Genomic DNA, 19,069 nt, shown 5'->3' with positions numbered 1-19,069 from the left:
AAAAGAGGCTATTGTCAACCATAAATTAATATCTTGAACTATAGTTCAACAACTTTAATCGTCGGACAGTCTCACAGAGCCTATTTATTTTTTGTAAGTTAAAGAAACCCAATTAGTTACTTCGCCGGTATCCATGGTTTGGCGTGGTGTGACTGTCGCCTGACATAAGACAGCGTGCGGTTCGGGTAAAGAGGGCAAAGGTACAATTACCTGGCTGATATCATAACATATTGTTTAACAAGGAGTTATGATTAAAAAATAGGCTCTGTCCCCATTTTTTAGCCGTAAGTGCTTAGAAAGGAGAGGGTTATGAATAGGCCATGGACGTTATTGCCGATTACGATTTTTTCATTGCGTCCGCTTCTCGATTTCATCTGCAAGCCTTTGTAAATACAGGAGTAAAGACATAGGAGAGGCATGGCATTCATTTTGCTCTGTACATTACGATAGCTCCATGCTTGATGGATGCGGACAGAGTGCTTCCTCATGCTCCCGAGGGGGGCGCCGGTGCGACCTTTTTTTGCGGCAAAGGTTGTCAGCATCAGGCGGGACTTTGCACTTGGTTCCTCTCCCGTTGTTCGACTCTGTTTTCTTTGAAATGTGCCCGTACTTTATTGAGGGCATCAGCCTGTTAAACAAGAAGGTCAAAATGTGGGCGAAGGAGAAAAGTTGTGAACACATTGATTCGTGACAGCAAGGGCTTTACGCTTGTCGAGCTGCTGGTGGTAATAGCCATTATCGGCATATTAGCTTCGATCCTGCTGCCGGCGCTCGCTAAGGCAAAAGAGACCGCTCATCGCGTCAGTTGCGTGAACAATTTGAAGCAGATAGGCATTGTCCTTGGGATGTACGCCACTGAGAATCGGGATAGAATGCCGCCGCCGGACAATCACGAAACGCGTTTCATGTGGGACGCCAATGCTCTCTATCCCGAATATTTGTCGGACGTCTCGATCATGGCTTGTCCGTCGGATCCCGAATACGACTCCAAGCGAAATTTCCGTCTGACGGTGGACACCACCCTTTCTGACGGCTCGTTCGACAGCTCAGCCCGCCCATTTGCCGCCGGCTCAACTCATCCCGATTGCGTCGGCGCCTTGAGCTACGTTTATGTCGGTTACATGCTCACAAACGACAGCGAGGCGCTCGCCGGATTGGCGATGTACACCTGGCTGGATTCGGTCATGCCGATCAGCGTGGCGAGTTGCGACGGCTGGCGCGACATGAATGGCGACGTGGCCTCGTTCGGTTTCGCCGGGTCCGGCAACGCCGGCGGACAAACGATTTATCGGCTGAGGGCGGGCGTCGACCGCTATCTGCTTGTCGATCTCAACCAGGCGCTTTCGTCCGGGGGCGCCGGCTCCATCCCGATCCTGTGGGACCAGGTGGCGACCGATATCAGTTCGTTCAACCACGTTCCCGCGGGAATAAATGTGCTGCACCTCGATGGACACGTCGAGTTCAGGCGGTATGATAAGCAAAGCTCCCGCTTTCCCGTATCTTCCATATATGCCGCTCTCAATGGCGGTCTCCGGGACAAGGAACTGACATATTGCCCGTAACACTGATTGATTCTGCTGCAAAGGTCCATTTTTGATTTCAATTCTGCGTGGTAAATGCGAATTTACTCGCACATTCAAGACCGGCCGAATGAATTCGGCCCTACCAAAAGAGGTTTTGCAGCAGAATCAGTGATTGCTAATTGATCCCGCCTCAGGCAGGGCTGTGCTGCGCGCTGCATAAAGTGCTGCAGGCGATACAGTCGCGGGAGAAAGCCTGTTGCTCAGTCCTATTGCTATCTTATCACCCTGAATTTATGTCACTCTTGTCCAAGATAGTGTTCTGCTTTCGAGATTACCAGATGAAGCTCATTTTCCCACCGACAAGAATCTCTAAATAAAAAGGATTTTTTCTTTCCAGACGCTATTCAGATTATCTTGGACACCAATGAATTTATGTCGTTATTTTCTCCCTCACTTCAGTCTTCCCATAAGGGAGAAGAGAACAAGCGTAGATCCGATTTCATCTGCGGATGCCGTCTCTCAGCCCGTCCTGAGCCGCAGTCATGCTCCCCCCTCGGTTTCCGCCGTTGAAATGGCCGAAGATTCCACATATAATAATGAGACATGCCAAGAAGAGGACATTTACCGGATGGATAAACAGAAGCTGGCCAGTCGCTTCGATACGCTTGCGCCGGAGCGCGATTCCTGGAAAAGCAAGAACCGCTATTATTATGCCGAGCTCGAGCGTATCTGCTCGTGCATGATTCCTCCTCGCAAATCGGTTCTCGAGATCGGGTGCGGGACGGGCGACATTCTGAACAGCGTCAGACCTCAGCGCGGTGTCGGGATTGATCTGAGCAACGGAATGCTCGAGGTTGCGCGGCGCAAGTACCCGCACCTTGAATTCCGGCAGGGCGACGCCGAGGCGCTCCACATCGACGAGAAATTCGATTACGTCATCCTTTCGGACCTGATCGGATTCCTGTCGGACATCTGGCAGGCGTTCACCGAGCTCAAGAAGGTTTGCCGAGCGGATACGAGCGTCGTCGTCACCCAATACAATTATTTCTGGGAGCCGGTGCTGAAGTTTGGCGAAAAGGCCGGCTTGAAGATGCCCCAACAACACCAGAATTGGCTTGCGTTTCAGGACCTGAAGAATCTGTTGCACTTGACGGGATTCGAAGTCGTCCGCGAGGAATTCCACTTGCTCGTGCCGAAGAAGATTCCGGCCCTTTCAACGCTCGCCAACGAGTTTTTGGTGAAGATACCGGGCCTGCACCATTTCTGCCTGCTCGAGGTGCTGGAGATCCGCCCGCTAGCAATCCCGCGCGCGCGCAGGGACTACTCGTGCTCGATCATCATTCCGACTCGAAACGAAGCGGGTAACATCGAGGGCTGCGTCGAACGCACGCCTCAGATGGGGTCAATGACGGAGCTGGTTTTTGTTGACGGCGAATCGACCGACGGCACCGTCGAGAAGATCAAGGAGATGATCGCGCGGTACGAGGGCAGGCGCCGGATAAAACTCCTTCAGCAGAAGCCGGCGGTTGGGAAGGCCGACGCGATGCGAATCGGGTTCGATGCCGCCGAGGGTGATATTTTCATGATTCTCGATTCCGACCTCACGGTGCCGCCCGAAGACCTGCCGAAATTTTACATTCCATTGGCTGAAGGGACCGCCGATTTCGTGAACGGTTCGCGGCTCGTCTATCCGATGGAGAAAGAGGCGATGAGGCTGCTGAACGTGATCGCGAACAAGCTGTTCAGTTACGCGTTCACGTGGCTGCTCGAGCAGCGCATCACCGATACGCTGTGCGGCACGAAGGTTTTCTTCAAAAAGGATTACAAGCGGATCGAGGATAACCGCTCCTACTTCGGCGATTTCGATCCGTTCGGCGATTTCGATCTTTTGTTCGGCGCGTCGCGCCTCGGATTAAGGATGGTCGAGATACCGATCCGCTACCGCGCACGCACGTATGGCGACATCAAGATCGAACGCTTCAAGCATGGGTGGCTCTTGTTGAAGATGACCGCCGTCGCATTCCGAAAGCTGAAACTGTCGAAGTGGCGCGAGTCGGCGAGCAATTTTGTGCGAGAACTCAGGAATGAGCGCGGAGGTGCCCGCTAATGGAACGGGTGAAGATAGGCGTCATCGGCTGCGGCCAGATCTCAGACCTCACGGTGTGGGGCTACCTCGAAGACGAGCGGGTCGAGATCGCCGCCGTCTGCGATTCCGATAAAGAGAAGGCCGAAACAAAGGCGAAGCAGTGGCGGGCGGGAAAGGTGTATCATGATTACCGCGACCTGCTGCAGGATAAGGAGGTGGATGCGGTTGAGATCATCACTCCGCACGATCTTCACTGCAGGATGGCGATCGACGCGGCCCGGTCAAAAAAACATATTTCCGTTCAGAAACCGATGGCCTGCACTGTCGCCGAATGCCGCCAGATGACTGACGCCGCGCAAGAGGCGAATGTTCTGCTGCGGGTGAACGACCCCTACGTTTTTTATCCGCCCATCGTGAAGGCGCGTGAGCTGATTGACGCGGGCGAGATCGGCCCGCTCGCGATGATACGGGTTCGCACGACGGTCGGCAGCATGGACTGCGGCTGGAGCGTCGATCCAAGCGCCTGGGCGTGGCGTTTCGACACCAGGCGCAGCGGCGGCGGAAACATGCTCGACGACATGCACCACAAATTCGCGACCGCCTTTTATCTCGGCGGCGACGTCGAAAAAGTATCGGCCTTCATCGAGAATCGGGATTATTTCGCCGATGCGCCCGCCACCGTCATGTGGAAGTACAAATCGGGCCAGGTGTACGGCGTGATGGAGTGCGTGCATGCGAATGACATGCACATCAAGACGAAGTACTACAACTGCGAGGAGCGCTTCGAAATTACCGGCTCTCGCGGCATCATCTGGATAACCCGCTGTACCGGCCGGCTGATGGATCTGCCCGCCCTTATCATGTATCGGAACGGCGAAACGCGCGAATTTCACGGAATCGCGGCGGAATGGGAGGATGGCTTCAAGCAGTCGAACCGCCACTTCATCGACTGCCTCCTCGATGGCGTCGCTCCCCGCCTCTCGAGCGAGGAAGCCATCAAAGTGATGCAGTTTGCTCTCTCGACCTACGCCTCCGATGATAAGCAGGCCGCGGTCAACCCCGACCTTGTTTCTTAACGCGGACTCCCGCCGAGGGCAGCGCCTTTTTTCTCCCGGTCAGCGTTGGCACCTTTGTTTCCGGCTCCCACGGCGCCATGCTTTTTGCGCGGCGGCGCGCCAGGTCGTACGCGAGCAGGAATGCAAATAGCGTGATCGAGATAATGCTGATCCATTTCCCCACGCGGTAGCCCGCGGGCAGGTACTGCACCTCGATGACATGTTTCCCAGCCTCCACAGGAATAGCGATGAATAGATAATCGGCACGATATGGCTCCACCTCGCGCGCGTCCACCGTTACCCGCCATCCCGGCAGATACATGTCGTCCAAAAACACGAATCCCGCCGCAGGCGCATCCACGACAAGCTGGACCGTTTGCCTGTCCTTCTGCTCGACAAGCACGTCGGCCCTTTTCTTCTCGCCCTCGAGAGGCGCCTGTGACTGAGGCTGTTCTTCCAGAAGAATCGTATTTCTATAATCGAACGCCGGATCGGCGAGCCGCTGGAGGGCGGCATACTTGTCCGGGACCACCTCGATTTGAGTTGTAAAAAATGCGCGCGGCAGTGCATCGGAATTCTCATATATATTAACGTCGCCCGAATACACCTTCTTCAACTTGAACGATTTCGGCAGTCTGTTTTTCGGTTTCGACTCCGGATACAGGTCTCTTCCGGGATCCTCGATAATATAGCGGGCGCCCAGCAGGTTTAACATGTGCGGGTGAATTGCTTCCGAATTCCATTGGACCGAGCCGGTAAAGGGAAGGTCGTACGACGGCTGGCCACCTGTTTCCATAAACGAGCAGAACTCGGCGAATCGTTGCAGCGAGAGCGATTCATAGCCGGCAGTTTCTCGAATTCGCTCGATCATGCCGAAGTTGGAGTTGAGAAGATAGTTCTTCCAATCGTTCTTCACATGGAAGATATGGACGCGGTCGGTTCCGATTTTCTCCTTCAAAACCTGCTTTGCCTCCGTCAACTCCGGAAAAACCTGCGGAGTGATCCAGGGATAGGTGACCGGGTTCGAGACGTAAAGGAGAAGGTCCAATGCCACCAACACGATTGCCAGCATCCCCGCCGGCGCCGCGGAGCGCGCGCGCACGGCAAGCAGACAACCAATGAGCAGAACGAAAATGTACACGCCCGCCGCTTTCGGAATCAGCAGGAGGAGCAGAGCCGCCAGAGCAACGAAGATGCCCAGCCTCACAGAAGTTCGTGCGCTTTGAGGCGGTTGTTGAAGAACGTTATCAATAAGATAGCTGCACCCGATGCCAGCCAGAGTCGCGATAGAGAAAGCAGTCAGAATCAATAACCGATTCGGCAACCGGAACCAGTCGCCGGTCGGCAAAAGCATGTATAACCGAAACAGAGGAGTGTGCATGCCGAACGCGATTAGAGACGCTACGACCGCAAGGACGGCGAAAAAGAAAGTCTCACGCCACCGCTCGCGCTGAACAAACGCGAACACCGCCAGAAGCAGCGCAACGACTCCCGGGTACAGCGTGTACTGTTGCCATTTGTAAGAGTCGGGATTTATAATCGCTGCCAAGAACATTGAGGGATACAGCGAACCGCCCGGCAGCAGGGCCGCAAGCGACAATCCGCCCGGCGGCCTGGTGCTCAGGGTCGAGAGCTGAAACGTCGGAATCCACTGGATGGCCGAAAGCAGTGCCGGAGCGACTGTCAATCCGAGCAGACACACAAGGAATGAGCGGCCCACTGCGACCGCGCCCGGCTTCGCCTGCTCAAGCTTGATTACGGTAAGATACAGGAGATACGCGAAGGCGCCGTACAGCGTATAGACGAAGCCCTGCATATAGCCGGCGAGAAACTGCGAGGCGACAGCGGCGCTCAGCAGGATCATGTCGAGGACGCGCCCGCGGCTGAATGCCCGGTGAATCAAGAGGAACACAAGTGGAATCCACACATGCGTGAGCACGATGTGAGGCCAGGTGAGAATATAGACCACGAACCAGCAGAACATGTAGGCGGCGCCGGAAAATGTTGCCGCCGTTTCGGATACGCGCAGCTCGCGCATCCAGAAAAACATGAAAGCACCCGCGAGGAAGATATGCAACAAATAAATCAGGCTCAGGGCGCGGGCGGGCTCAAGGAACAGGTGCGGAAAATTCAGCGGGTAAAACAGCGCCGCCTGGTATGTCGCCAGGAATGGCATCCCGCAGTTGGTATAGGGATTATAAAGGGGGATCGAGCCGTCGCTCAGGCTGCTGAAGGCAAACTCGCGCACCGGCAGGTGGTAAACGTACATGTCCGCGTTCGATCCCGCAATGATCCTGTTTTGCGCCTGGGTTTGCTGAACGTGAGTCCACCAGAAAATCAGCGCAAAGAAGAAAAGGACGAGCAGGCTCAGCAGTGTCGGCGTCAGGAGTGGGGAGAACCAGGAATTTTTCTTTTTGAAGGTAAACGCGTTCTCGTTTGTTTTCATCTTCCTCTTATACGTTCTTCACCTACCTCATCCACTACGCATGAGGCGGCTTAAAAAAGCCAAAAATAATTATATCATACATTTAGGCCTTATTGCGGAAAGGCCGCCAAGGCAACGGACGGGGAAAAATCAGTCTATATTATATATGCAGAGGATTGCAGCAATATGAAAATGGGACGCATAGCGGACGCGGTTGTTGTCGGCGGCGGGATTGCAGGCGTCAGCGTCGCCTGCCATCTGGCTAAGAACGGCATCGGGAAGATCATCCTCCTTGAGAAAGAGCCTCTGCTGGGGATGGGCTCGTCGGCGGCGAGCGCTGGAATTATCTACCACCATTTTTCGGAACCGGTCAACCGGCAGCTCAGCCGGGCAAGCCTTCAGGCGCTCCTCGAATTCGAAGATCGGTTTGAGACCGATATCGACCTGCGGCAGAGCGGCTGCATACAGACGGCGGGAACGCCCGAGGATCTCGCGGTGCTGGAAGGCATGCACCGAGGCCTTGCGGAGCTGAAAGTGCATTCCCGGATGCTCGCGCCAACGGAACTGACTCACCTGATCCCAGGACTGGTGAGCACCGATCTGCTTGGCGCGCTGTTCACTCCCGGCGACGGTTATTTCGATCCGCACGGCGTCATTCAGGGATATGCCGCCGCCGCTCGGCGGTTGGGCGTCGACTTTGTCACGAACACGCCGGCAATCGATCTGGTTGTCCACTCAGGCAAAATAGAGGGCGTCAGAACACCTGCGGGCCTTGTCTCCACGCGCATTGTAGTCGATTCGGCCGGGCCGCTGGCCGCCGACGTTGCGCGCATGGCCGCCGTGCGCGTGCCGATCGTGACGGTAAAACGGCAGATATTCATCTCCGCGCCTACTGCCGCCGTCCGGAATGATGCGCCATTCTATTTCGACCGAAACCCGCCCTTTTACTTCCGCCCGGAGAGCGGCGGACTATTGATGAGTATTGCAGAAATGGACGAATGCGGCGCAGACAACCTGGTTGTGGATTGGCGAAGTGCCGAAATTTTGGCCGAACGCGCGCTCAACCGGCTGCCGGCCCTCGAATCGACCCGGATCATGAGGGGATGGGCTGGCTTGCGCAGTATGACACCTGACCGCGCCGCCATCCTGGGGCCCGCGGGCGAACCTGAAGGATTCTCTTTCGCTTGCGGCTTCAGCGGGCACGGCGTCATGCATTCTCCGATGACCGGCAAAATCGTCGCCGCACTTGTTACCGAGCCGGCGCTCAAAAGTTGCGACGGCGTCGATCTGGTCCCTTTACAATTTGACCGGTTTCTTTCCTGAATCTTCCTTTCCGTAAAGCAGCGCCACTTCTTCTGGCGCACTCTTCGTTTTCGAGCAATACTGTCTTGGTGATATTTATTGCATAAATTTAATAAAAAGGCGGGAAGAACCATGTTCAAATCCGTAGGATCTTTTTTTAAGCAGACTTTTTCTGAATGGAGCAGGGACAAAGTTCCCGTTATGGCCGCCGCGCTTGCATACTACGCCATTTTCGCGATCGCCCCGCTATTCCTGATTGCGATCGCAATCGCAGGATTTGTTTTGGGCGAGCAGGCGGCGCAGGGTCAGTTGATGAGCCAGATAGAGGGTGTGGTTGGTCAACAGGGAGCGCAAGTCATAGAATCGATGATCGCCGGCGCAAGCAATACCTCCGGCGGGATTATAGCAACGGCGCTTGGAGTGGCTGCGCTCCTCTTTGGCGCATCGACGTTGTTTGTCCAGCTTCAGTATGCTCTGAATGTGATCTGGGAGGTACGCCGAAAGCCTGAGCGAGGGATCATGGGGACGGTGAAAGACCGCCTTGTTGCAGTTGCCATGGTCATATCGATCGGAATACTTTTGATTGCCCTGATGGTCGCTTCATCGGTTCTCTGGTCGCTTACCTCTTATTTCGAGGGGGTGCTTCCGCTTCCCGGCTGGTTCTGGCAGCTTGTTAATTTCTTCGGCTCCTTCATCATTCTGATACCGCTGTTTGCCCTTATATTGAAGGTGGTGCCGGACGTTAAGATAGCATGGAAAGACGTATGGATAGGCGCTGCTGCGATCGCGATTCTTTTTGCCGTTGGGCAGTTCCTGCTCGGACTGTACCTCGGCAGTAAATCGTTCTCCTCGACGTACGGCGTCGCGGGAGCCGCCCTGCTCCTTCTGGTGTGGATTTATTACTCGGCGCAGATATTCCTTCTGGGCGCCGAGATGACGCAGGTCTACGCGAGGCGGTACGGCCGAAAAATCGAGCCGGCCGATGATGCGTATTTCGTGAGAAAAGAGAGGGACGAGCAAGAGAGGAAAGCCGCCTGAAAGCCAATCCATCGAGAACGCAAATTGCCGGAGAGGTAAAGCCTTTGATATCAATGGCTTAAAGGCTGTCTAAGAAGGCTCGTCCATAAAACCGAGAAGAAAAGAATGTTCACACTTCGCTGGTAAATACCAAGAGAGACCTTTATTGTTTGCGGAAATCACTTGCCAAAACGCGTAAAACATGATATGTTTCCGTTACCTCATTTGTAGGATGTAATCCATCGCAGGGAGGCAGGGCACGTAGGGACGTAAGCGGGTCTCTTATGTTTTGCCCTTCAGAATCTGCGTCTACACGTTTCCGCACTCACCTCCGTAAACCGCCTTAAACCAACCCGAGCAAGCTCTGTACCTGTCAAATTCACCCACAGTTTTCGGACAGGCTACGGCGGCTCTTACGCAGATGGTCAGTTCCCCGGAAGGGAGTGCTCAATGAAGCCGGCTATGAACCTCGGGAAACGGATTTACGCGGGATTATTCCTCATTACGTTCTCCACACTGATGTACGAGGTTCTTCTCACTCGTATCTACAGTGTTACCATGTGGTACCATTTTGCCTTCATGGCGATATCGATTGCGATATTCGGCATGTCGGCCGGCGCCATCCTGGTTTATCTGCTTCCCAGATTTTTCAGGGAAGAAAGAGCAAAGAGTAATCTCTCCGCCTTCTCTTTCCTGTACGCGATCTCGATATTCCTGAGTTTTCTCTTGCAGTTGGACCTGCCGTCGATGAAAAATGGTGACGGAATCGGATTTCATTCCCTCGCTTTCACTTACATAACCGCTTCAATTCCATTTTTTTTCAGCGGCGTCTGTGTCTGCATCGCGCTCACCAAGTTCACGAAACAGGTGAGCAGGCTCTATGCCGCCGACCTCATTGGATCGGCGGCCGGATGCATCGTTCTAATTCAGGTGCTCGAGATAGTGGATGCGCCGACGGCGGCTGTGGCGGTTGCTTTTTTTGGATGTATGGCGAGTTTCATGTTTGCCGCCGAAGCGAAGATGTTCAAGCTGAAGCTTGTCGGCGCGGTCTGCAGTCTGTTGCTGTTGCTCTTTGTATTCTGGCATACCTATCTATCGTATCGGGAGATACCGGTGCTGAAGCTGAAATGGGCGAAAGGACATCGCGAGCCCGCAGCTTATCTATACGAGCGCTGGAACTCGTTCTCCCGCATTACGGTCTCGGGGAATCCGCACGCGAACAGACAGCCGTTCGGATGGGGACTCAGCCCCGCGTGTCCTCCGGATCAAACGACAAAAGAGTTGAAATTGGAGATCGATAACGCGGCGGGCACCGTCTTGACCGGCTTTGACGGAGATCTTGGCGATCTGGAATACCTGCGGTACGACATCACAAATCTCGCCCATTATGCGCGGCCCGACTCAGACGTGCTGGTGATCGGGGCCGGCGGGGGCCGCGACATCCTTTCGGCTCTGGTTTTCAAACAGAAGTCGGTCACAGGCATCGAAATGAACGATGCGATAGTATCCGCAGTCAATGACCGGTTCGGCGCGTTTACCGGTCATCTCGATCAGAATCCCCGAGTGACGTTCGTATCGGACGAGGCCCGCAGCTGGGTCACCAGACAGAAGAAATCATTCGACATCATACAATTGTCGCTGATCGACACGTGGGCGGCAACGTCCGCGGGGGCATTCGTGCTGTCGGAAAATTCGTTGTACACGGTCGAAGCGTGGAACGTATTCCTCAAACATCTTTCGCCGGATGGCATCTTGACCGTCTCAAGATGGTACCACCGCTTCATGCCGGGCGAAATGTACCGGCTGAGCTCTCTGGCGGCGGCTTCATTACGACAGTTGGGGGTTACGAGGCCCCGCAATCACATGGTGATCGTTCGGAGGATGCTTAACGGATCCGCCATGAATCCCGACGGGATCGGAACGCTGCTTGTGAGCAGGCGCGACTTTACGAACGCTCAGTTGGAGACAATTGAAGCCACCGCCGGCGCAATGGGATTCGAGGTCGTCTTCAGTCCCAGGTCGGCGGTTGATCCGTTCTTTACCCAGATCGTTTCGGCCAAAAATATCGAACCGGTCGCCGAGGCATATCCGCTGGACATCACGCCCCCGACCGATGACGATCCATTCTTTTTCAATATGCTCCGCATCCGGGATGCCTTCAATCCCGAACTCTGGGAGCAAGGCAACGTGCGCTTCAATATGGAAGCGGTCTTCGTCCTGGCCGAGTTGCTGATCCTCGTGCTCATACTCACGCTGCTGTTCCTCGTGTTGCCGCTCCTGCTGAAGCGGAACGGAACAAGTCTCGCGGGATCGCTGCCGCTCTTCATCTACTTCGCGGGAATCGGCTTCGGCTTTATGCTGATCGAAATCTCGCAGATGCAGAGGATGATTATCTTTCTGGGCCACCCGACATATGGCCTCTCGATCGTGCTTTTCTCTCTCCTCCTGTCCAGCGGCGTCGGCAGTTATCTGACTGAAAAGCTGCAGAACCAAAGACCCCTATACGTTCAGATTCTGTTCCTCCTGTTGCTGATCCTCATCACCTACGGCCTGGCGACCCCTCATTTCATTGACGCGTTCGAAGGTTCACCAACGCCGATTCGCATCCTCAGCGCTATTGCCGGTCTCATCCCGCTGGGACTCTTTCTGGGCATGGCATTTCCCATCGGGATCAAAGTCGCTGCGGATAAGTGGAAGGAAGTTACGCCATGGTTCTGGGCCATTAACGGGACGACGTCGGTAACCGCGTCGGTGCTTGCAATCGCCATATCCATGAACTGGACCATCGGTTCCGCTTTCTGGACCGGCTTCGTTTGCTACGGCTGCTCATTTCTCTCCCTCGGTTGGCTGAGCCGAGCCTCGATCTTGTCCTGGCGCCGCAGCCGGCTGAAGAAAGGGCACGAGGATGCGCCGCCGCGTTGGAAATCGCTGGAAGAATGGTAATCGAAAAATTTTTTTGGAGGCACTTGCCGAATTGACTTTGGAGGTACAAATTATATTTTAGCGGAAACGATGACTCTGGTTCCGAATACCGGATGTGAGATCTTAAAAATTCCGGGGCGTCAGGAAAGGCGATTCAGGTCGCTGAATTCTGCTCGGCAGGAGCGCCGATCTCCATTGGAGCCGTCGTTTTCGCTTCTCTATTTCAGGCTGCCGCTCCTCAACTGGCTCCGCTAAAGCGCCTGATCCACGGGAAGGACGTACAGCTTCAGCCCTTCATGAGAAAACCGCTCTTTGAGCACCTTGAGAGCATCGGCAAGGGGGGCGACATGTTCGTCGCCGATCGCAAGCATCATCATTGAATTGATTCCCGGCCACACATGGCTTCCCAGTCGCGGGCCGCTTGTCTTCCCTTTTCCAATAACCTCACTCCATTTCGTATAGCTCTGCAGCCCGAGGTTTTCAAGCACTTCGGCGACGTCCGGATCTATGGCATTGCCGTATATGATAAAGGCCAGTTTCATTTTATTGCCGCCTATCGACATCCCTCTGATGGAAAATTGAGTAGATGACGGGTACCACGACAAGCGTTACAAGGGTGGAAAGGGCAAGCCCGCCGATGACGGTGATCCCGAGCGGCTGGTATATCTCCGAGCCTTCCTTGCTTGCAAGCGCCATCGGAATTATGCCGAGCAGCGTTGTAATCGTGGTCATCAGAACCGGGCGCAGTCGCGTCTTGGCCGCCGTCTTCACCGCGTCGGAAAACTCAAGACCGCGGGCCCGAAGCAGATTGATATAGTCCACGAGGATGATTGCGTTGTTGACCACTATACCCATAAGCATGATGGTTCCGATAAACGACATCAGGCTCAGCGTCACACGGGTCAAGAGAAAGGCCGCAATCACGCCGACAAATGCGAAGGGCACGGAGAACATGATGATAAACGGATCGAGAAGCGACTCGAACTGCGACGCCATCACCATGTACACCAGGACGATGCCGAGCAGAAGGAGGAGCGTAAGGTCTCGAAAGGCCTTTTGCTGCTCCTCCACCTCACCGCCGTATGAAATGGAAATGCCGGGCGGCAGTTCCAGTTTTGCCAGTTCCCGCCGGATATCGCCGGTCACATCACCCAGCGATCGGCCGTAATTCGAGGCCTCCACCTTCACCACTCGCTGCCGGTTCAGCCGCTCGATCTCTATTGGGCCAGATTCCCTCGCGATCGTGGCGATATTTTTCAGTTTTACCGGGATACCCATGGCAGATGCTATGGATATCTCGCCGATGTCTTCGATGGAGGAACGTCTATCCTCCACCAGCCTCAGGAAGATATCATAATCTTCACCGGCATCGCGGTATTCGGCGGCGGCCCGCCCAAAGATGTTCGTTCGCAACGTTGCGGCGACGGCGCCCATGTTCAGACCGAGCGAAGCCGCCTTTTGGCGATCGACGTCCACCCAGATCTCCGGTCTGTCGCTGCTCCGACTCGTGGTAACATCCACTGCCCCGGGAATGCGCGAGACGATTTGTTGTATCTCGGATGCGAGCCGCGTCGTCTCTTGAAAATCATGGCCGAGGATCTCGATGCTGATCGCCTTGCCCCCCGTTCCTTTCGCCGCCGACGACATCGGGCTTTCAGCCCTGACCGACAGCTTTGCCACGCCCGGTATCTGCGCGAATTTCTCCCGGAGCACGTTGGCTATCTCTTTGGCCGAACGATTCCGTTTTTCCTTTTCGACCAGCTTGATTCCGCCGACCCCGATATGACGCCCCTCTTTGAACCCGAGCGCAGTCGCGATCCCGTACTCGCTCTGCCCGCACATGCCGTAATAATGATCGACTTCCGGTCCGTGCTCGCTCACGATTTTCATCATCTTCGATACCACCTCGGAAGTCGCCTCCAACCTGGAATCGACCGGAAGTTCGACTGCAATGTTCAGATCACCCGTATCGACTTCGGCAAAAAAGTCGGTCCCGATCAGGCCGGCATAGATGACAACCGCGCACAGAACCACCAGCGTTATGGCAACCCCTACCACCGTCATTCTATGAGCAAGCGCCAGACCGAGCAGGCGCGAATAGCCGTTCTCGATCCGTTGAAAAAAGGTCTCGCCGGCGCCCGCTTCGCGCCGGGCCAGCAGCCGCGAGCACAGCATCGGCGTAAGCGTGAGCGATGTGATAAGCGAGGCAAGCAGCGTGATCGTGACGATCGCGGCAAGCTGCTTGAAGATGATGCCGCTGATCCCGCCGACGAACATGAGCGGAAGGAAAACGACAACGGTTGTGAGTGTCGAGGCCGAAACCGCGAGAGCGACCTCGCTCGATCCGATCACCGACGCGACCGAAGGCCGCTCACCTGCATCGATATGGCGCGTTACATTCTCGAGAATCACAATTGCGTTGTCCACGACCATGCCGGTGGCAATAGCCATGCTTACCAGCGACACCACATTGATCGTATACCGAAAGAAAAACAGGAAAATGAAAGCGACAATGAGCGAAACCGGAATCGTGAGAACGATAATAAGGCTCGACCGCCACCTGCGCAAAAACAAAATGCTGACGATCACAACCAGCACGGCTCCGTTGATTGCGGCATACGTCAGATTCCTGATCGAGTTGGTGATGGTTCTCGAGTCGTCTATGATCACGGTCGTGGTTATGTCCGACGGCAGCTCGCTCTTCATCTCTTCGAGCTCTCGTCTGATCTGACGGATGATCTCCACGCGGTTCGCTCCGATCTGCCGCTGGACAATCATCATCAGGCCCGGCTTGCCGTCGCCCCACACATTCTGAATCGATTCCTTGAAGTCGTCGGTCACTGTCGCGACATCGCGCAGGCGCACGAGCGCGTTGCCGGATCCGCCGACAACGGTCGAGGCGATCTCCTCCACTTTCTCGAAGCGGCCGGGTATCCGAACCTGATACGTCCTGCGTCCGAGTTTCACCTCGCCGACCGGCAGATTAATGTTCTCGGCGCTCAGAATCTGGGCGATTCGGTCCACTGAAAGCGAATACGCGTTCAGCCGCTCATTTTCAAACTCGATGTTGATCTGGCGCTCGAGGCCGCCTTCCAGCCACACGCCGCCGACGCCCGGAATCCGCCTCAGCCGGTCGCCGATGATGTCGTCGCAGATTCGGTAGAGTTGGGGATAGCTCTCGGTGGCATTGACGCTGAAGAAGAAAATGGGCGCGGTCGCGCTGCTGAACTTGAACAGCATCGGCTCCTCGATGTCTGCCGGCAGCTCGCGTTTGACCATGTCGAGCTCGTCGCGCACATCATTGGAGGCTACGTCCAGATCGCTGCCCCAGGCAAACCGCAGCGTAACGAGCGACAGATTGTCCTTCGAGAGCGACATGATATCTTCCAGATTGTTGACGCCGCTCATCGCGTCTTCAATATACTTCGTGATGTCTGATTCGACGTCGCTCGCATTCGCGCCGCGATACAGCGTCAGGATGCTGATCGCGGGGGTCTCCACCTCCGGGAACAGGTCGATCTGAAGTCGAAAAACAGCGACCATGCCGACCAAAAGCACGGCTAAAAAAGCCATGAGTACGGTAGTCGGCCTCCTGACTGCGATTTCGGGTAAATTCACGGCTGCGACTCCATGTCCGACACGATCCGGACGGAGGCGCCGGACCTGAGGTTGTTCTGTCCTTCGACGACCACAAGATCCGCTGGGGCAAGTGCCCCTGAGACCTCGGTCCAGCCGCCTGAATGACGCCCACGCTGAACATCGACACGCCGCGCCGTGGAGTCGTCAATCACAAAGAGAAATTCAACACCGGTGCCGGGAATGCGGGTCAGTGCATCATCGGGTACGGCGAGCACCTCCACCTCCTCGCCCAAAACGACCACCCGGGCAAACATTCCGGCACGTAATCGGCCTTCCCCATTCGGCGCCCACAATTCTACGGCAACGGTGCGTGCTGACGAATCCATGCTGGGAGAAACAATCTTCACTTCCGCAGGGAATCGCTCGGCCGGATAGGCATCCACTTCGAGATATGCCACTTGACCGCACTTCAGAAATGGGAGGTCGCGCTCGGGAAAATCGCAAACCACCTTCACGGGATCCATTCGGGCGATCGAAATAATGGGCTCCGAAGGATTATTCTTGTCACCCGCATCAACGTATCGGGCGGTGACAACCCCCTCCATTGGGGAACAGACGGTGTGATTCTCCAGATACACGCGCACGTGCTGTAATGCCGCCCCCGCCTGCGCCACCTGCGCGACGGCCATCTCCTTTGCGGCAGCGGCGACATCGCGATTCGCATCGATTGCATCAAGCATTTGTTGAGACGCAACACCGTCCGCAAACAACGTCGAGACGCGGGAATGTTCCACCTCCACATTGCGCAGCTTCGCCTCGGCCTGTAGAACCTGCGCCTGAGCCGCCTGCAAAGCCGCCTCGGCCTCCAGGACGCGGGCCGATGCTTCCGCATGTTCAACAATCGCTACCATCTGGCCCTTCTTGACCTCCTGCCCCTTCTCGATCGGCAAATCCTCTATGACTCCCGCAACTTCAGAAACGACCGCGGCATCGGCAAAAGCCAAAATGCTGCCTGTCGCGGAAAGCTGCCGCGTCATTGTTTTCTTTGCCGCCTTCTCCACGGTAACAGGAACAGCTCTCGCTTCCGCATCATCCTCCGCTGTCATCGCTCTCTGGTTGCAACTTGTTCCAGCCAGTGCGCAGATCACAATGAATCGGCTAATCCATTTCACGGCTCACCATTCCTTGATTTTGGCAACCTGATCGACATACATGTCTTTGCCGCCGGCTGTGTCGCGTTATAAATCCTCGCGCCGGCCATTCGTAATTTTCCGCGGGTGACCCCCGGATAAGCGGGCATTATTGTATCATATTTTCTTCAGCGGTACACCGAACGAGCATTCTGGCGTGCAGCCGGATTCGGCCACTGGGGAAAACCCGATATTTCGGAGTCCCCGCCCCGCTAAAAAAAGATGTTCCCCCCGACCGGATCGCACCCTGTTTTCTTCTTGACATCGAGCCATCGGGGGGCTATGATGTTTGGACTGAATGGTCCAAACGGGAGGTGCGGATGAGCGCAAGAAAAAAACTCGTCTTTACAGCGGCAAGGCTTTTCCACGCCAAGGGGTACAACAACACGAGCGTGCAGGATATCCTCGAAAAATCCGCCGTTTTCCGGAACAATTTCTACTACCATTTCCAAAGCAAAGAGCAACTCGGATTCGAGGTGCTTGAGCGGAGGATGAGCCAATGGTATGAGTTTGTTCTCAATCCGTCACTCGACGATCGAAAGTTGAGCGCGCGCGAACGCATAAACGCTCTGCTTGACCGGGTGAGCCTGCTCGGATGCTCGAAGGAAGGCGAATTCGGCTGCCCTTTCGGTAATCTGGCCCTCGAGATGAGTTGTATTCACGAGCCATTCCGCCAGAAGCTCAGCGATTTCTTCCGTAGCATCTCCCGGCGTCTGACGCAGTGCCTCGAGGAAGGCATGAAATCGGGTGATTTCCCGCAGAACCTGCCCTCGGACGAAATCGCCGATTTCGCGATCGCGTTGATTCAGGGATCATTTCTCCTGCGGAAGACCCACAGAGACCCTGAGATTTTTCAGAAAAACATTGAAATGCTGCGTCGTTTGTTCGGGGAAGATAAAGACCATGCATGATTCTCGCCGGCGAACGGCAGCTATCAGAAAGGAGAATTGAGGTGGAAGATCTTACCCGGATAGTTATTGATTTTGTGACATGCGAGGGACTAGCCTGCGCTGCGGGGATAGCAACTCGAGATACTCTCGCTGGCGGCCCGCCTACCGCCGATATCAGCTATGTTCTTCCGGATGCGAAATCGGCCATCAGCTTTGCCGTCGCCCTCGACCAGAGCCTGATCAAGCCGTTTCTCGCCAAGAAAGACCGGCGCTCCTATCAACACGACCACATTCATGCGCATGTTCTTTCCAGCGGAATCGCGTTCGAGCTCTCGAGCTATCTGGAACAACGCGGTTACCATTCCCGCCCTTTGAATTCAAACAATTTTTATCGGACGGATGCCTCTCCGGCGGGCGCGTTCGATCTGATTCCCGACATCTCGCTCAGGTATCTCGCGGTCGCATCGGGCGTGGCTTCCTTCGGGTTGTCCGGCAACGTGCTCAGGAAGAAGGAAGGAGCCGCGATCGTGCTCGGCGGAGTGGTAACGAGCGCGCAATTGGAGGCAACTCCGCCGCTGCCTGCAGAGGAGAACTACTGTGACGGCTGCCGCCTGTGCATTGCCTCGTGCGCGTCCGGCCTGATGGACCCTGAGGAAGAATCCCGCGTGACACTCGGGGGCAAAGAGCATGTCTACTCAAAGCGCCGCAGCTACCACCGGTGCGAATACGTTTGCGGCGGCTTCACCGGCCTTCATCCATCCGGCAAGTGGTCCACGTGGTCGCCCGGCAGGCTCCCGATACCCGAGACCGATGAGGAATTCATGGGAGCTCTGGCGCGCGGGGTGGAGGCGTACCGGCGCCGGCCGACGCTCGATGGCGGCTTTTACAGCCCGCTGCTCGACAAGCGGATCGGCCTCACCTGCGGCAACTGCCAGATCATATGCGTCGCCGATAAGGAGGAGCGAAAGCGTCGCTACAAAATGTGGTTCTTCTCCAATTTGGTTGATGAGTTTTAGTTAAAAAGTAGTGGACATCGTCGAACTCTTTTGCTAGAAAGAGATTGTGAGAAATCTTTCTTCG

At 55.4% G+C, this 19,069-nt stretch carries 13 protein-coding genes; 8 read left to right on the top strand and 5 right to left on the bottom strand.

Features of this window, described 5'->3' with window-relative positions:
* Positions 1-278 precede the first annotated feature (278 nt).
* Entirely contained in the window at positions 279-542 is a 264-nt protein-coding gene (locus C4520_18160) for a hypothetical protein (GenBank protein ID RJP16670.1), read from the bottom strand.
* Positions 543-671: 129 nt separating this feature from the next.
* Here C4520_18160 and C4520_18155 point away from each other — a divergent pair, with 129 nt between their 5' ends.
* From C4520_18155 to C4520_18145, 3 genes are all read left to right on the top strand, one after another.
* Positions 672-1,562, top strand: a complete 891-nt coding sequence (locus C4520_18155; GenBank protein RJP16669.1) for a DUF1559 domain-containing protein — start codon at positions 672-674, stop codon at positions 1,560-1,562.
* Between the two features lie 589 nt (positions 1,563-2,151).
* Positions 2,152-3,630, top strand: coding sequence for a glycosyltransferase (locus C4520_18150; protein RJP16668.1), 1,479 nt, complete (start codon positions 2,152-2,154; stop codon positions 3,628-3,630).
* Positions 3,630-4,685: a gfo/Idh/MocA family oxidoreductase gene (locus C4520_18145; GenBank protein RJP16667.1), complete on the top strand. Its 1,056-nt coding sequence runs from the start codon at positions 3,630-3,632 to the stop codon at positions 4,683-4,685. The genes C4520_18150 and C4520_18145 overlap by 1 nt, the downstream gene beginning before the upstream one ends.
* On the opposite strand, the gene C4520_18140 is transcribed toward C4520_18145, so the two are convergent.
* A complete protein-coding gene (locus tag C4520_18140) occupies positions 4,663-7,110 on the bottom strand; it encodes a hypothetical protein (GenBank protein ID RJP16666.1) in 2,448 nt (815 codons plus the stop codon). The two genes, C4520_18145 and C4520_18140, sit on opposite strands and share 23 nt — an antisense overlap.
* A 165-nt stretch (positions 7,111-7,275) precedes the next feature.
* On the opposite strand from C4520_18140, the gene C4520_18135 reads away from it, so the two are divergent.
* The 3 genes from C4520_18135 (at position 7,276) to C4520_18125 (ending at position 12,351) form a co-directional block, all read left to right on the top strand.
* Positions 7,276-8,412, top strand: a complete 1,137-nt coding sequence (locus tag C4520_18135; protein ID RJP16665.1) for an FAD-binding oxidoreductase — start codon at positions 7,276-7,278, stop codon at positions 8,410-8,412.
* A gap of 111 nt (positions 8,413-8,523) precedes the next feature.
* The gene (locus C4520_18130; protein RJP16664.1) at positions 8,524-9,429 is read left to right on the top strand and encodes a YihY/virulence factor BrkB family protein; all 906 of its coding nucleotides are present in this window, start codon (positions 8,524-8,526) and stop codon (positions 9,427-9,429) included.
* A gap of 429 nt (positions 9,430-9,858) precedes the next feature.
* Positions 9,859-12,351 carry a hypothetical protein gene (locus C4520_18125; GenBank protein RJP16663.1) on the top strand — a complete coding sequence of 831 codons (2,493 nt, stop codon included), beginning with the start codon at positions 9,859-9,861 and terminating at the stop codon, positions 12,349-12,351.
* A 230-nt stretch (positions 12,352-12,581) separates the two neighbouring features.
* Here C4520_18125 and C4520_18120 read toward each other — a convergent pair whose 3' ends face one another.
* Genes C4520_18120 through C4520_18110 form a run of 3 tightly spaced genes read right to left on the bottom strand, consistent with a single transcriptional unit; the run spans position 12,582 to position 17,081 of the window.
* Complete coding sequence (locus C4520_18120; GenBank protein ID RJP16662.1) at positions 12,582-12,872, bottom strand: transcriptional regulator; 291 nt, start codon at positions 12,870-12,872, stop codon at positions 12,582-12,584.
* 1 nt (position 12,873) lies between these two features.
* Positions 12,874-15,948: an efflux RND transporter permease subunit gene (locus C4520_18115; protein ID RJP16661.1), complete on the bottom strand. Its 3,075-nt coding sequence runs from the start codon at positions 15,946-15,948 to the stop codon at positions 12,874-12,876.
* Positions 15,945-17,081, bottom strand: coding sequence for an efflux RND transporter periplasmic adaptor subunit (locus tag C4520_18110; protein RJP16660.1), 1,137 nt, complete (start codon positions 17,079-17,081; stop codon positions 15,945-15,947). Before C4520_18110 ends, C4520_18115 begins: the two co-directional genes overlap by 4 nt.
* A 338-nt stretch (positions 17,082-17,419) precedes the next feature.
* Here C4520_18110 and C4520_18105 point away from each other — a divergent pair, with 338 nt between their 5' ends.
* Together C4520_18105 and C4520_18100 are read left to right on the top strand one after the other, a co-directional pair.
* Positions 17,420-18,010, top strand: a complete 591-nt coding sequence (locus tag C4520_18105; GenBank protein ID RJP16659.1) for a TetR/AcrR family transcriptional regulator — start codon at positions 17,420-17,422, stop codon at positions 18,008-18,010.
* On the top strand, positions 18,007-19,005 hold the full coding sequence (locus C4520_18100; GenBank protein ID RJP16658.1) for an epoxyqueuosine reductase: 999 nt from the start codon (positions 18,007-18,009) through the stop codon (positions 19,003-19,005). Before C4520_18105 ends, C4520_18100 begins: the two co-directional genes overlap by 4 nt.
* Positions 19,006-19,069: the final 64 nt, after the last annotated feature.

It is taken from the genome of Candidatus Abyssobacteria bacterium SURF_5, assembly GCA_003598085.1.
Classification (GTDB): domain Bacteria; phylum Abyssobacteria; class SURF-5; order SURF-5; family SURF-5; genus SURF-5.
The sequence above is the reverse complement of the archived record's forward strand: the minus strand, read 5'-3'. Positions and strand labels throughout refer to the sequence as shown.

What these genes read in the sequence shown, in the direction of transcription:
- C4520_18150 (RJP16668.1), top strand. Translation starts at nt 2,152, where the DNA reads ATGGATAAACAGAAGCTGGCCAGTCGCTTCGATACGCTTGCGCCGGAG.
- C4520_18105 (RJP16659.1), top strand. Translation starts at nt 17,420, where the DNA reads ATGAGCGCAAGAAAAAAACTCGTCTTTACAGCGGCAAGGCTTTTCCAC.
- C4520_18120 (RJP16662.1), bottom strand. Translation starts at nt 12,872, where the DNA reads ATGAAACTGGCCTTTATCATATACGGCAATGCCATAGATCCGGACGTC.
- C4520_18140 (RJP16666.1), bottom strand. Translation starts at nt 7,110, where the DNA reads ATGAAAACAAACGAGAACGCGTTTACCTTCAAAAAGAAAAATTCCTGG.
- C4520_18125 (RJP16663.1), top strand. Translation starts at nt 9,859, where the DNA reads ATGAAGCCGGCTATGAACCTCGGGAAACGGATTTACGCGGGATTATTC.
- C4520_18130 (RJP16664.1), top strand. Translation starts at nt 8,524, where the DNA reads ATGTTCAAATCCGTAGGATCTTTTTTTAAGCAGACTTTTTCTGAATGG.
- C4520_18145 (RJP16667.1), top strand. Translation starts at nt 3,630, where the DNA reads ATGGAACGGGTGAAGATAGGCGTCATCGGCTGCGGCCAGATCTCAGAC.
- C4520_18100 (RJP16658.1), top strand. Translation starts at nt 18,007, where the DNA reads ATGATTCTCGCCGGCGAACGGCAGCTATCAGAAAGGAGAATTGAGGTG.
- C4520_18135 (RJP16665.1), top strand. Translation starts at nt 7,276, where the DNA reads ATGAAAATGGGACGCATAGCGGACGCGGTTGTTGTCGGCGGCGGGATT.
- C4520_18160 (RJP16670.1), bottom strand. Translation starts at nt 542, where the DNA reads ATGCTGACAACCTTTGCCGCAAAAAAAGGTCGCACCGGCGCCCCCCTC.